Raw genomic sequence first — 13,674 nt, 5'->3', positions numbered from 1 at the left:
GCTATTGGAGCTTTGTTTCAGTTTAAAATTACAGGATAATGGATTTTTTAAATCTGAATGAATCGGTTAAAACAAGTATCCGTATTGCTCAGGGCTTGGCCCGTGATTTGGGCAATGGTTGCTATACCTCTGCCCATTTGTTAAAAGCCTTATTGCATAAGGAAATTGGGTTGACCGGCTTTTTGCAGAGTATGGATAAGGATGTGGCCTATATGGATGAATGGGCAGATGTACGCATAGACGATTTGCCCAAATCGGGAGTTCATGGAGAGATGGTGGCTGCTCCTGAAATTGCCGGTGTATTTGAGGAGGCGGACAATGTGCGCATTAAGTTGGGTTTACTGGAGGTGAATCCCATTTGTGTTTTGACTGCTTTGGTAAAACCCGGGATTGGCTTTGATGTGGGACATTTGAAGAGTTTTCCCGTCCGGGAAAATGAAATACTGGATCTTTATCTTTCCGGAGGCCCGGCTAAAGGGGCTCCGGTATTTCCCGGAATGGATGCCGACGATGTGGAGGCGGGTATGCCGGCTACTTCACTTATGAAGTATTGCATCGATAAAACAGCGCTGGCGCGGGAAAGCAGCAGCTCCTCCATTGTTGGGAGAGAGGGCGAGCATCGTATGATGGTCGAAATCCTCGGTCGCCACAGCCGTCCCAACGTACTGATTACCGGAGATCCGGGAGTGGGGAAGACTGCTTTGGTTGATGGTCTGGCCTGGGATATTGTCAATAAGAAGGTGCCGTCTTTTTTGGAAGATGTGGTTTTGTATGAGTTGGACAATGGGGCCCTGGTGGCGGGAGCGACCTATAAAGGGGAGATTGAAGACCGTCTGAAGGGCATCATCAAAGACCTGAGAAAACTTCATCGTGCCATCTTGTTTATCGACGATATTCACACCCTGCTCGATCCCAAATCTGGCAACAGTGGGGCAGGTAGTATTTTAAAACCTGAACTTTCGCGGGGTGACTTGATCGTTATTGGTGCCACTTCAGTGGATGAGTACCGCAAAATTATTGAGCCCGATCAGGCCTTTGGTCGACGCTTTGAGGTGCTCATGCTTCAGGAGCCTGCCGAGAAGGTGGCGGTGGAGATGTTGCAGTCTGTTTCGGCCCGCTATGCCGATTACCATCGTTTGAAAGTATCGCCGGATGCATTAAAAGAGTGTGTGCGTTTGTCGAAGCGCTACATTAAAGACCGAAAATTGCCTGATGCAGCCATCGATTTGTTGGACCGCAGTATGTCGGCTGTGAAAATGATGAATGAGACTTCAAAAGGCGATTTACAGGAGTTTCAGGCTGAGCTGGCCCAGGTGGAGGGAGCATTTGAATGCAGCGAAGAAGAGCGGGTGGCCGATTTGCGTCAATTGTACCTGGCTATGCAGAGTCGCTTAAGTCCCGTTTTGCTGGGTATGTTGACTCAGGAGACCGATCCGGAGACTTTGAACAGTGTGGAAGACTGGCTGCCGTTTTTGGGCGCGGTGATCGAAGAACTGCAAGCCTTTTGTAAGGAGGCGCACACCGAACTGCAGCCCCAGGAGATTGCGGCGGTAGTAGCCAATAAAACCGGTATTCCCATCGGGAAGATTCAGTCGGGAGAGCGGGAGCGCTTATTGAAAATGGAAGATTTATTGCGCAAGAGGGTGGTGGGGCAGGATGCTGCTTTGAAATCACTTGTAGACGCCATTCTTGAATCGCGCAGTGGTATGAATAAGCCTGGGCAGCCCATTGGTTCCTTCTTTTTACTGGGACCGACAGGTACGGGTAAGACTGAGCTGGCCAAGGCTTTGGCCGAGGCTTTGTTCAACGACGAAAAAGCGATGATTCGTTTCGATATGTCGGAGTTTAAGGAGGAGCATTCTGCTGCTTTGCTTTATGGTGCCCCTCCCGGATATGTGGGTTATGAAGAAGGGGGTATGTTGGTCAATAAGATACGCCAGCAACCTTATGCCGTCGTACTCTTTGATGAAATAGAGAAGGCGCACGCTTCGGTGTACGACATATTTTTGCAGGTGATGGATGAAGGAAAGTTGCACGACCGCTTGGGTAAGGAAGGCGACTTTTCCAATGCCATTGTATTGTTTACTTCGAATGTGGGCAGTCAATGGTTGCTTGAGCAGCGCGAGGCTGGAAAACAACCCAGCGTCACCGAAATGATGGACGTGATGGGGGCGCATTTCAGGCCGGAGTTTTTGGCGCGACTTTCAGAAATTGTTCCCTTCTATCCGATTACTGAAGAGGTGTTGCTGAAAATCTTTGACATTCAAATGAAGGACGTTCATGCCCTTCTGGAGAAACAGGGCGTGACGCTCGTTGTGACGGAGGAAGCCAGAAAAATGTTGGCTTTTAAAGGATTTACACCACGCTACGGCGCCCGACAAGTCTCCGGTATCATACGGAATTACATTCGACGACCCTTATCCCGTTTTCTTATCAGCGGGCAGTTGAGCAAGGGCTCTACTATGGTTGCTGAATTGGATGAGCAGGGCACACTGAGTTGGAAGCAGCAGGAAGCTGAGCTTGCTGTGGTTTCTGACCTCTCCTTATAGCAGGAAGGATTGTGGCGGCAAAAAAAGGAGTCGGGCCCATTAGGGTCCGACTCCTTTTTTAACTGCAGCTCATTGTGTTCTTTGTTTTAGGGTAAGTCGTTGCTGTTGATCCAGAAATACTCTTGCTCGAGTGATTGAAATTTGTTTTTTTCGGAGATACCGTTCTCGAGCTGCAACTTCTTTAGGTTAAAGTATTCAAGTAATAGCTCCAGGCGTTCATCCGATATCCTTCGTTTTTTACTTAGACTTTTGATGGTCACAGGATTGCTGGTATCCAGTTCGTTGGGCGAATTGGTAATCGTGTTCAATGCGGCTTTTAAAGTTTGCTTTTTCAAATGACGCTGTTTGGGGGGATCATAACTGTTTTCCTGCAATTCGGTCAGCAGCAAATCCTGTATGTCTTTTCTGGTTTTTCGGGTGGAGCGATAGCGCCACTTGTAGTCCTCTTCTTCCTGCACCCTGCTTCCCCGCTGGAGTTCTTCACAATCACAATCTGCCGTTGCTACAGTATTCTTGCTCTTTCTCCTAAACAGCGGCAGCTTTTCTTTCTTTTCCAGCTCAAAGGCCGTTAGTTTCTCCATGAACGATAAGAGGTTGTCGTATTCAACGCCGGAAAGCAGCAAGTAGTACTCGGGGTGTTGGTCTGCAGCAAAAAAGACCGAGTCGCTAACTGAAAAGGACGATCTCAGGAACCAGCCGGGGGTGTGTGAAAAGAATGATTTGAACTCGTGAATGCTGCTGTTTTCTGTGGCAAAAGAAAAATGTTGGGACAACGATTGGTCGTATTTGTCGCGGTGGCTGCCAAAAGTCTTAAATGCTTCATTTAGATTCTGCACGAGGAGGTTGTTGTCGCTTTTTACCTGAATAAGAAAAGTGTCTATGGCGGAAGTGATCAGGTCGAGTGACAGGCTTTGTTCTTTTTCTGGAAAAAGAATGGCGCCCTGGGTCATGCTTCTGTCGGGGAAATCCAACATGTAGGCGTTTTTGTGACTTTCTTTAAAGGCATTTTCTTCTTTTATTAAGGAGGGAAACAGGATGACCTCTCGTTTGGTCTTCGCCACCTTGGGGGCGTAGGCTTTGATGAGGTTACTGGTCTGAATGACAAAATTGTTGTAATGGTTGGCGTGACCGGCATACATTTGCAGGCCCAACAAGCGACAGTTGAAATTGGCCAGATTATTACCAAGTTTCTCTTCGGGCCATTCCTGGTCGTTGCCGGTTTCTCCCAATAGGATTATGACATGGGTGGCCTCGGAGTTGTTGTTGCAGAGTTCAATTCCTTTTTCCAAACCGTGCCAAGCCTGATTCTTCTTTAAGGGAAGGTAGCTTTCTATGTTGGCCGATCGTGCAATGAGCGCCTCTAAAATACTGGCAAAATCGGGACTGAAAGGCTTGTAATCAACCACCAGTTTTTGTTCCTGATCTCCCATGGAAATGACCGAGGCATATTGGTAGTTGAATTCGTCGGATTTACTCTCCAACAAGGTTTGCATGTTTTGCATGGCATTGACCAGTGTTGGGAATTTGTCAAGGGTTTCAGCACCTGCTTCTATAACAAAAACAATGTTTATTTTTTGCAGATTTTCTTTGATCTTTTTACTCTGCCGATAAGTTATGGACGAACCATTGACATTAAAAACAAAATTATCGGTTTTGTCGACAATCGGCATAAAAAAACCTGTTTGAATAATGGTCGAGTCTTTTTCGCCCTGGCGGTTAAAAACCGGATAATAGGGTAGTATATCGGGCTGAACCATCCACAAATCGTCGACCTTTAATTTGGCTAAGATGGGTTTCATATCCCAGAACAATTGTTGGCCAAGGCTTTGGACCATTGTTTTGTTGACCCAGCCGAGAATGTCGTTTTCTGCTTCTTCGGGAAGCAGGCTTTCTTTGCGTGAGAGCAGAACCTTTTTCCCATCGTCTGAGTATTTCATCAGGTACACCAGCTCATGCAAAGGGAGTGTCTGATGCTCAATGCGCAGATTGGGGTCTTTAAAAAGTCTGATCGAGTCTTTAATAAAAAAACTCTCCGTCTTTTGAAAAGCGGTGGTGTCGGTCAGGGCCAAAAGGTGCTTGTTGGATAAGTTGTTGCTGGTATTGGTGGCCGCACTGGCGCTGAGCAGCATCCGGGATTGGTGTATCCATCCGTAGTACTCCGCCTTTTTGAAATCGGTTAATTGGTCGTCTTTGATGATATCTGGCTGATATTTAATTAATTGCAGAAAATCACCTTTTTGGCCGATCACCAGAAAGGCTTCCATGAAATTTAGGTCCTTTTGCTTGTGTCTGCTTCCAGGTTTTCGGTAACTTACATTGTTGTCGCGGTCTGAATAGACCACCCAGGCACTCTTGTTTAATACCGATTTCGGCGCTTTTAAATCGGTGGCACAATAATTCATCGAATGCTCACGTGGAATTTCGGTCAGGCGGGTCAGACGGTTTACCGGCGCACAGGCCGCCAAAAGAGAGACAATAAGTAGGAGGTAGAGTTTAGGGGCGTTCATGACTTGGGTCGTTTTGATTCACTTTGTAACGGTCGTTTTGGATCACATAGATGACGGAAAGGCAGTCGGTGCTTCCATCGCCAGGGGTGTCCACTACGACGCGTTCAATAGCCGTTTTATTGCTTTTACCAGTTATTTTAAGTCCTTGACAGTACGAATAGAAATCGTTGTATTTGGTGTTGTTGACGACCACCAGAGTTGATGGGTTGTTGCATAGATAGCGCGACAGCATGTAGTTGTAGTTGCTGTTGAAGGCTTTGCCATCGGCCAAAGCCTGGAGTTTACTTTTTATATCTATCGCAATGAGCGATAAGACATCGGTTGAGTCGTTGTCGCTGTAGCGTGGGAGAATTTCAATTCTGTGGCGGGCAGGGTAGTGGTTTTTGTCGGTAGTCAGTAGTACCTCATATACCCCAGGCTCGCGGAAGGCGTAAATGGGGTTTTTCTCCCTGGAGTCTATAAGGCCACTTTCTCCAAATTCCCAGCGCCAGATGTTGGCTTCTCCTTCGGACTTAAATACAAGATACTCGTCCTGCAAGGCCGTTTGGGGACCGTGTATGGTTATAAACGGGCTTTGCTCCTTTAATGGAGAGTCGTCACTTACATTAACCAGGAAGTATTTCTCGTACTTTTGGTCAACGGTTAGTTTTACACGGTATTTTCCGGGCTCGGTGAAAATATATGTGCCTTCTCTCTCTCTGGCCTGATCGTTGTTTCCAAACTCCCATAGCCAGCTTTTGGCACCACGCGTGCTGTCGCAAAAATGAAGGGGCACATTTACGCTGATGTCGTGGCTCGATAATGCTGCTTGCAAGGTTTTTTCGTCGGAGCAAGTCCGTAGAAATACCATAAATCCGACCAGGTACAGGACCAGAAGAAGGAGGGTGATTTTTAAATATTTTGCCATTGGATAGGGGTATAAGGGGTTCTTACTTTTGCAGGTTGTTGATTTCCTGGATTTTTTGTTCCAGACCAATTTCGCAGTCCTGAAGGTTTTGCTTAAAAGTGAGGGTGTTTTGTGTTACACTCCACAGCTTCTTTTTATCGATGAACCACATCTCGTACAAGTCGGCTACCTGAGCAAAAGCTTTATGTCTGTTGTCCCAGGTGTTTTCGTTGTATTGGTTCCGGAGATCGCTAATCAGGAATTTGATGTCGTTTTCTTCGTAACTGGCATTGATGCCTGGTTGGAATCGCTTAATTTTTTGATAGATGGAGTCACAAACCAGACTTTGCTTGTTTTGTTCTTCCCGAAACTCAAGAATGCGGTCCATTTTCTTTATAACAAGCGTTTTGTCGGGCATGTTGAGCCAGTGTTGCTGGTGTTTAAACAGCAGGTGAACGGACAGGCCGCTGAGACAAAGAAACAATAGGGTCACATATAAAAAACCCAGTTTTTTTTCTTTTGAATTCACGTATTTTTTCTGACTCATGGTTTTTCTGTTTGATTTTCGACCCCGGTAGTGGCTGAGCCTATCGACAAACGACGGGCAGCCAGTTTATTGTTGTTGATGCATCTGAGCAGATCCTCCCGAATCAATTGTTCTTCCTGAAGCATATAGCGGATGCTGTCCTTGGTATCTAAAAAGCCATTGAATTGTTGCGTAAGCATCCGGTACAAGCGGGCATCCGATTCGGGCATTTTGTCGAGTTGGAGCATCAGCCCCATTTTTTTATCGCTGATGACTTCTTGTAAATGAAGGTCGTTGATGCGTTCATTGGTGTTAAGTAGTTGCGTAAGTAGTACCAGGGAGTCTGCTCTTTCAGTTGTCTCAACTTGGAGACTGAAGATGCGGTCGAAGGCCAGGGTTTGTTGTTCTATTTTTTTGAGTTCCACTTTTGAGGTGTGAACAAAACCAACCAACAGCACTAAGGCTGTGGCTACCGTGGCCAGGAGTACACAAATGAACTTAAGCCAGGCCAGAAGTACTTCTTTTCTGTTTTTTGCTTTCATGGTATTGGGGGTTAAGAAATCCAGGTGTTGCGTCCCAGAAAGTTTCTGCCAGCACCTGTTTTGTACAGTACAAAAGGGTTCTGAAGGGGACTGGTTATAAAATGAATCTTGGGCGAGGAGGATGCCGGAAGTAAGTTGTTCAGTAACAAGGTGAGAATGTTGTGAATGGGTGCTTCGGGCATGCAAAGAGGAAGCTTTTCCGGTGAAACGGGCCCAATTTCAATACTTAAGTCAGTAAAGTGCAAAGGCGAAATGCCATCCAAAACAAAATCCCTGCCTAAGGCGGCTTGTCCCAATTTTTTTGTGCTCTTGCTTAAGTGGTCGCTTTGGGAGGACGCTCTGCTTTTGATGCGCACCGGAATATCCAGAATAATTTCCACAGCTTTTGCTATCCTGGTCTTCGAGAGACGGATTTCGGGCAAAACCGGAATCAGCTTCATAAATAATACGGCCTTACTGATTTCCATATCCTTTAAAATGGGCCAGTATTGTTTGAAAACACTAACGTATTCGGGATATTCGTTCTTTCGGTCGTAATGCAGTTCCAGTTGTTGGGCTAAAACACGATGTGCATCTGCCTCTGTTTCGAACAGACGAAAATAGTTGCGAATGAAAAATTCTTCGGCACGCTGCCTGTTCATATCGGCCAGAATTCTCTCTTTTGAACGTTGGCCCGGAGAAGGGCTTGTCCGGTGAAAGAGTCCCTCCGGCAGTTGATCGTACAAGCCTCTGCGGCGTGTGTGGATGACCAAAGAGGTGTCGGTATTCTTATAACGTCCGTATTGTACACTGGCAATGTCCTTGGCTACTCCACGTTTCCCGGCTCCATCACGAATAATCAACAGCTCCTCCATGGATAGACCCTGCTCCAGCAATAGGGCAGCAATGAGCTCGGCCCTATAGTCGGACATTCCCTGGTTGATGGGCGCGCTGTTTATGGTCGGTTGTGCTTGCATAGCTGTAAGTGTGCTTAGTCGAAAATGCTGTAATTACCTGCTTTGCTTTGTTTGGGAGCGGTAAAACCCGAAGTCTCTGAAACCACGATGCTCTCCTTGTGTTGACCAATGTATTCCAATTGGCTCAGCTTGCTCCAAAGTTCGCCAATGGTATTCAGAAGGATGTCTGCTTCGAGCATAGTCGTTCTTATATTGCCATGTTCGTAGAGTATTTGCATGGATCTGGCCAGCATGTCCTCAAAGGAACCCGGAGTAACATCGCTCCATTCGTAAAAGTAGTTCAGCAATTCCTCTTTGTGTGGACCGCTTATGGTTGAAATGCTGATGTATAGGGTATGGGCCAGGGTGGAGATGAAATTGATGGTGTCCACCGGTGCCATGTAAAGGGCCTTATTTCTATAATTGAAGTAAATGCCTGAAAGGTAGCTCAGCAGGTCGCGGCATACGTGCATGATGTTGACTGCCAGTTGGGTCTCGTTGGAGCGACTGTATATTTTGGCAATGATGTTGCGCGCATTCTTTTCAATGTCAATCAGCTGGTGTGCAAATTTATTGTGGTACTCCACCAATTCAGGATGGGCGTTCATAGAGGTACAGGGCGGTATGTAGTTGTGGTCGACCTCGTATTGATCGCCTTTTTTACGAATTCGGCCTATAATCAGGTGGTGATTGCCAAACTCCAGGGTGTCAATTTCACCTGATGGCACAACCATTAAATCGTAATTGTTTTCTGCGTCAGGGTGGCGGGGAGGGTTTTCTTCCGGATCGGGTTCTCCCGTAGGAATCCTTTTAAAGGGGTCCGCCACAACTATGATGTCCCAAAGCGTAATTTCCCGGTCTTTATTTCGGTCTTTATCTTTGGCGGGGTCGTGGCGTCGAACCAGGGGATTCTCCGGATCGGGATGAAAGGCTATTCTTAAGCCTGACCGGGTGATGGCATTGCAGTGCAAAAGCCTGATTTCAATATGTCCGGAAGGGTGTTCACTGATTTTTATACCATCGGTGTCGCGTTGTTGCCCGTTGGCCGGGAGCAGACCAAAATTATGCTTGTTGAGCCCCTGGGTGCTTACATCCCTTAAGGCCTCAATAAAGTAGTTCTCGGTTTGTAAAAAGTGTTTGGCCGACACATTCATGCTGTCTTGCCAATTGACCAGTTTGTTGTTGCTGTTCTTCATTTTTTTGCGGGATTGGGTGTGGTTTCCGTTTTAACTCTTTTGGCGATGATGGTACGTCGCTCTTTTATTTTATTTTCTCTAAAACTTTTGTTGAAATCAATGTGTCTTTTTGAGCGGAATAAGGATGGACGGGTGTAGAACATCCAACCCATCTCGCTTTCTTTGGAAAAGTGCTCGATTGGAGCCAGCGGAGATTTTATGTTGTAATCGTTGATAAGTCGCTTGAACCATACACCAAATGGTAAGTCTCTTGGCGCTTTGGCTTTTATTTTCACCGGATGGGCATCTCCCATCCGCTTCATCAACTCTATTTCCAGGACGATAAGTGCGTTGTAATCTATGCTGCCCGGTTCTTCCGGTGTTTCGTTGTTGTTGTAGTACCAAACACGATATACTTCTGCAGGTATGGAAATGAAGCTTTGATGGGCTTTGACGAACAGCGAGGGAAAAATAAAGGCCAAAAGGCTTCCTCCTGCCCATAGTCCGTACTGTAATTCGTTACACAAATTAAAAATCAGCACAAATAAGCCGTAGGCCGGCAGAAGGGTCAGACTTAAAATCAGGAGTTCAACCCCGTAGTTTTTGTCGGGATGTAAAGCCGGGAGGAGCAGCTGTGCAAATATGCAACCCAGGGACCCGGCAAATATCAGGGTCAAAAGGTAGCCGTGTGGCATGTATTGGTATTGAAGGAATCCAGCCAGGGCCGGAAGGCAAAGCAGCAGAATGCCCAACAACACACTCAGCAGGGTCTTTTTCAGTTGGGGCAGTCTTAGTTTTTTTAGAATAAATAGGCCAATCAATAGAAGAACAAGTCCTAGTATTGGCCATAATAAGTATGATGTTAATAATTCCATCTTGCTTTAAAAATGTGGGTTAGTGGAAAGTTGAAGCCGGATTTTACGGATTTTTCTGCACCGTTGTAGAAGAGACTGCTAGGTTTGGTGCGTTACAACAGGCGGGTGCCCGAGAAGAGTGTGTAATGTTCATCATTTGGGTGCTTGGGTTAAAGATTAATTTTGTGTGGACAGATTATCGCTTTTGGATTGCCGTACTAACGATAATTATTTCACGAGTCAAATATATGAAATGTGCTTCAGAAAAAAAATATTTGCAGAAATTTTATCCTTATCTGGTGCTTTTGTTTAATTTGTTGGCTTAATGTTTTTATGACCAATTACAATAGTATGAGAGTTACCATTATCGGAAGCGGAGGCGTAGGTGGATATTTTGGTGCGCGATTGGCCCAGGCGGGCAACGATGTTTGTTTTGTGGCCCGTGGCGCACATCTTGAGGCGCTGCAGAAAAAGGGGTTAATACTAAAAAGTATTCAGGGTGATGTGCAGATCAGGCAGGCGCGTTTTGTTTCGAATCTTGCTGATGCCGGGCCGGCCGATTTGATTTTGCTGGCTGTTAAGGCTTGGCAAGTGGCAGAACTTGCACCTCAAATTGCACAATTGATGGGGGAGGAGACGCTTGTCCTTCCGCTTCAAAACGGGGTGCTGGCTACCGAGGAACTGACGGCAGCTTTGCCAGCTGACCAGGTGCTTTCGGGACTTTGCCGCATCATCAGCTATGTAGAGGGCCCCGGAGTTATTCGTCATACAGCAGTAGAACCAAGCATCGTTTATGGCTTCCGCGATCCCGCTTTAAACACCAAAGCTGCCCGGCTTAAGACCCTTTTTGAGCAGGCAGGGATAAAAGCCCGTTGTTCCGAACATATTGAAGCCGATTTGTGGAAGAAGTTTATTGCGATATGCGTAAGTGCATACCTGGCATTGACCAGGTCTACCTATGGTGAGCTGCGCTCGTGTAAGGAGACGCGCGCCATTATGCAGGCTTTATTTGAAGAAGTGGCCATGGTAGGCCGGCGTTCAGGAGTTCTTATTGAGGAGGATTTTGTGGGCAAAACAATGGCCCTTATTGATACCTTTCCTCCGGAAACCACCGCCTCGCTCACCCGCGATATTTGGGAAGGTAAACCATCTGAACTCGATTATCAGAATGGGGCAGTGCTTCGTTTGGCCGACAAGCTTGGTGTGGATGTTCCCGTAAATCGTTTTATTTACCATTCGCTGCTGCTCATGGAGCGCAGGGCACGGAAGGAATTATAGGCGGGGGTGGGCGCTGTTTGCGTTATAAGGATCAGTGATGGCGAGACAAGCTGCCAGTTTAAATTCTTGAAAGATTAAAGGGTTTGTTTATTTAAGCATTTTGTTTAAGTTTAGATGTTTAACCAATCAAACTGTATTATGGAAACTATTATTGGACTGGTAGCACTTATTTGCGCCATTTGGGTGATTTATGATGTTTGGGCCAAAGGAAAAATGGGTGCAGGCTCAAAGATTTTGTGGACCATCTTTGCTCTGCTGTTCAGCATCATTACCGCCATCGTTTATTACTTTGTTAAGAAGAAGTAGTTCATTCTTAGCATCAAAAAAAAGCTGCTCCTTTTGGGGGCAGCTCTTTTTTTTCGTATGAAGTGCACTAGTCGCGAACCTCTTTTAAGGCAGCTTCGGCTGCCTTAAGCATGGGCTGGATGTCCATATCGGCACCCACCGCCTCTCGCATCCAATGGTTGGGCGTCAGGCGCCCCAACTGGTAAATGCGGTCGGTTTCGTCGGCAAAGTTTTTTCCTTTCAGATGGTCTTCGAGCTGAAATTCAATGATGTTGCCGTAGGCATAGGCCGACAGGTAAAGCGGATAGCTGATCATGTGCGAGTAGATGGCCAGTACAGGCTGGTCTTCAATGCCGTAAACCGGTGCAAAATAATCGTTCCATATCTCATTGGCCAGTGCAATGGTCTGGGCCTTCAACTCTGCAGCGCTGGCTTCGGGATGGGCATAAAGCCATTTCCACACCCGCATATCGAGCAGAGACACGCCCATGATTTCGTAGGTCGACCACAGCAGGTCGATGGTTCGGAAGGCCTCCTCCGCCGGATTGCTTGAGGGCATGCCCAGTACATCGAGGTCCCTTTTCTGATAGATAAAGGCCAGGGCCTCGGTAAAGGCGGTGTTGGGCACTCCGTTGAGCAGATAGTGGTCTACGTTGTAAAGCGAAATCGTTTGCTCCACATTATGGCCCAGCTCATGCATGGCAATGTTGTAGCCCTTGTAGTCCATCCCCTTGTCGGGCACCCTGGTGCGGAGGTAGGACTGCATGCCGCGCATGGCGGCTCCCCAGGCATGACCCGAGCCGCGTGCCGGCTCCACCGAAATCTTTCCGGCCAGGAAGTCGGCCCGCTCCCGGGAATAACCCAGTCGCATCAGCACCTGCGGTAAGTCCCCTTCAAAGGCAGCTGCATCGGGATAGCGTTGCCGGGTCTGCTCACTCAGCAAGTCCTCGTTGATGGTGCTGCGCGCCTTAAAGCCATCGTACCACAGGTCAAAGGCCTCCAGCGGTCGGCCCAGTCGCTCTGCAATAAAGTCCCCCGTTTGCTTCAGTACCTCAGAGCTTAAAAACTCCATAAAGAGGGCTTCTACCTCAGGTTGCGCAATCTCCATGCTGCCTTCAAAATTCCGACGGATGTAGGTGTCGAGGGGCGAATAAGCGTCCATAGCCTGCAGCGCCTTAAAATTATTGATGATGTGCTGATAGCGCGTGTCGGGTTCAGCGGCAAGCTCGACGCGCTCGCCGTCTTTCCAAACCTCATTGTTGTATGGATTCCACTGGTAGTCGGGGTTGTTGACGATTTTCTCGGGAATGCTTTGGTCGATGATGCGTTTCATCACCTCGTAAATCATGCGCTGTTTCTCCAGGCCCTCTTGGCCCAGCGGATAGTTGGCCTTGAGCTCGTCGCGCAAATTCCAGTGCGATAAAAGGGAAAGCTCCTCGGGAAAGAGTGCGCGGTTTTCGTTGTTACGCAACTCACCGGCGCGAATGTTGTAGTGACTGATGTACATTTCGGATTGGGCGCTCACCCGGGCATAGTCCTGTTGCAGGGCGGCGGGCACCCGCGCTGTAAAAACATCGCCCAGTCGGGCATAGGCCCATTCCAACCGACTCCAGTCCCCACCCAAATCCTGCTTTTCTTCCAGCGAATAATAGGGGAAGTTGAGTGCTACAAAGAAGGCTATTTTGTTGGCGTACAGATCGTCCTGAAGGTGGGCGGCGGCATCAAATCCGGCAAATTGGGCATCGATGGGCAGCACTTCCCCGTACTTGAGGTGCAGCGGCTCCTGCAAGTGGAGACTCATTTTGTTGAAATGCCCCCAGATGGTTTCGAAATGCTTGCTGAGCTGTGCAAAGCTTTGTTCTTTTGCGACTGCGTCGGCGAGGAAGTTTTCGCTGCAATAGGCAATGAAATCTTCCGCAGAGCCGTCCTCAGCCCACCAGAGGGAGGCGGCGTGGCGTAGGCCTTTTTCGGCCATATCCCGATCTGCCTGGGGATGTTTTTCCGTCAGGCGTTCCAGGGCTGTGCCGATGTGCTCGTCGTTTATGATGGAACCAGAGACGGATTCCGTTTTGGTTGTACAATGCGTCATAGTGAGTACAATTAAAAGACCAAGGGTGAGTTTTTTCATGTTTAAGAA

General features: G+C 47.5%; 11 protein-coding genes. 3 read left to right on the top strand and 8 right to left on the bottom strand.

The window, feature by feature from the left end; all coding sequences use genetic code 11:
• Nucleotides 1-38 precede the first annotated feature (38 nt).
• Complete coding sequence (locus B4W65_RS11135) at nt 39-2,549, top strand: ATP-dependent Clp protease ATP-binding subunit (RefSeq protein ID WP_088655237.1); 2,511 nt, start codon at nt 39-41, stop codon at nt 2,547-2,549.
• 86 nt (nt 2,550-2,635) lie between these two features.
• On the opposite strand, the gene tssR is transcribed toward B4W65_RS11135, so the two are convergent.
• The 7 genes from tssR to B4W65_RS11100 are packed head-to-tail and all read right to left on the bottom strand — an operon-like array spanning nt 2,636 to nt 9,995.
• A complete protein-coding gene (gene tssR / locus B4W65_RS11130; protein WP_088655236.1) occupies nt 2,636-5,056 on the bottom strand; it encodes a type VI secretion system protein TssR domain-containing protein in 2,421 nt (806 codons plus the stop codon).
• On the bottom strand, nt 5,043-5,963 hold the full coding sequence (locus B4W65_RS11125; RefSeq protein ID WP_088655235.1) for a PKD domain-containing protein: 921 nt from the start codon (nt 5,961-5,963) through the stop codon (nt 5,043-5,045). The genes tssR and B4W65_RS11125 overlap by 14 nt, the downstream gene beginning before the upstream one ends.
• Nucleotides 5,964-5,985: 22 nt before the next feature.
• Nucleotides 5,986-6,489 (bottom strand): type VI secretion system transmembrane protein TssO, encoded by a 504-nt coding sequence (locus tag B4W65_RS11120; RefSeq protein ID WP_088655234.1) that lies wholly within the window; start codon nt 6,487-6,489, stop codon nt 5,986-5,988.
• Nucleotides 6,486-7,010, bottom strand: coding sequence for a type VI secretion system TssO (gene tssO / locus B4W65_RS11115; RefSeq protein ID WP_088655233.1), 525 nt, complete (start codon nt 7,008-7,010; stop codon nt 6,486-6,488). The genes B4W65_RS11120 and tssO overlap by 4 nt, the downstream gene beginning before the upstream one ends.
• A gap of 11 nt (nt 7,011-7,021) precedes the next feature.
• A complete protein-coding gene (locus B4W65_RS11110) occupies nt 7,022-7,966 on the bottom strand; it encodes a hypothetical protein (RefSeq protein ID WP_088655232.1) in 945 nt (314 codons plus the stop codon).
• A gap of 14 nt (nt 7,967-7,980) precedes the next feature.
• Nucleotides 7,981-9,141: a type VI secretion system membrane-associated complex protein TssK gene (locus B4W65_RS11105; protein ID WP_088655231.1), complete on the bottom strand. Its 1,161-nt coding sequence runs from the start codon at nt 9,139-9,141 to the stop codon at nt 7,981-7,983.
• Complete coding sequence (locus B4W65_RS11100; RefSeq protein WP_158522841.1) at nt 9,138-9,995, bottom strand: TssN family type VI secretion system protein; 858 nt, start codon at nt 9,993-9,995, stop codon at nt 9,138-9,140. Before B4W65_RS11100 ends, B4W65_RS11105 begins: the two co-directional genes overlap by 4 nt.
• A 330-nt stretch (nt 9,996-10,325) precedes the next feature.
• On the opposite strand from B4W65_RS11100, the gene B4W65_RS11090 reads away from it, so the two are divergent.
• Both B4W65_RS11090 and B4W65_RS11085 read left to right on the top strand, forming a co-directional pair.
• Nucleotides 10,326-11,252, top strand: coding sequence for a ketopantoate reductase family protein (locus tag B4W65_RS11090; protein ID WP_088655228.1), 927 nt, complete (start codon nt 10,326-10,328; stop codon nt 11,250-11,252).
• 138 nt (nt 11,253-11,390) lie between these two features.
• Complete coding sequence (locus B4W65_RS11085) at nt 11,391-11,558, top strand: PLDc N-terminal domain-containing protein (RefSeq protein WP_158522840.1); 168 nt, start codon at nt 11,391-11,393, stop codon at nt 11,556-11,558.
• A 67-nt stretch (nt 11,559-11,625) separates the two neighbouring features.
• Here B4W65_RS11085 and B4W65_RS11080 read toward each other — a convergent pair whose 3' ends face one another.
• Nucleotides 11,626-13,665 (bottom strand): hypothetical protein, encoded by a 2,040-nt coding sequence (locus B4W65_RS11080; protein WP_088655226.1) that lies wholly within the window; start codon nt 13,663-13,665, stop codon nt 11,626-11,628.
• Nucleotides 13,666-13,674: the final 9 nt, after the last annotated feature.

Source organism: Geofilum rhodophaeum (genome assembly GCF_002210225.1).
GTDB lineage: Bacteria > Bacteroidota > Bacteroidia > Bacteroidales > Marinilabiliaceae > Geofilum > Geofilum rhodophaeum.
This window is presented reverse-complemented; position numbering and strand designations above follow the sequence as displayed.

Bases quoted from the DNA above. Each gene is read 5' to 3' on its own strand.
- B4W65_RS11090 (WP_088655228.1), top strand. From the start codon at position 10,326: ATGAGAGTTACCATTATCGGAAGCGGAGGCGTAGGTGGATATTTTGGT.
- B4W65_RS11085 (WP_158522840.1), top strand. From the start codon at position 11,391: ATGGAAACTATTATTGGACTGGTAGCACTTATTTGCGCCATTTGGGTG.
- tssR (WP_088655236.1), bottom strand. From the start codon at position 5,056: ATGAACGCCCCTAAACTCTACCTCCTACTTATTGTCTCTCTTTTGGCG.
- B4W65_RS11100 (WP_158522841.1), bottom strand. From the start codon at position 9,995: ATGGAATTATTAACATCATACTTATTATGGCCAATACTAGGACTTGTT.
- B4W65_RS11125 (WP_088655235.1), bottom strand. From the start codon at position 5,963: ATGGCAAAATATTTAAAAATCACCCTCCTTCTTCTGGTCCTGTACCTG.
- tssO (WP_088655233.1), bottom strand. From the start codon at position 7,010: ATGAAAGCAAAAAACAGAAAAGAAGTACTTCTGGCCTGGCTTAAGTTC.
- B4W65_RS11120 (WP_088655234.1), bottom strand. From the start codon at position 6,489: ATGAGTCAGAAAAAATACGTGAATTCAAAAGAAAAAAAACTGGGTTTT.
- B4W65_RS11110 (WP_088655232.1), bottom strand. From the start codon at position 7,966: ATGCAAGCACAACCGACCATAAACAGCGCGCCCATCAACCAGGGAATG.
- B4W65_RS11135 (WP_088655237.1), top strand. From the start codon at position 39: ATGGATTTTTTAAATCTGAATGAATCGGTTAAAACAAGTATCCGTATT.
- B4W65_RS11080 (WP_088655226.1), bottom strand. From the start codon at position 13,665: ATGAAAAAACTCACCCTTGGTCTTTTAATTGTACTCACTATGACGCAT.
- B4W65_RS11105 (WP_088655231.1), bottom strand. From the start codon at position 9,141: ATGAAGAACAGCAACAACAAACTGGTCAATTGGCAAGACAGCATGAAT.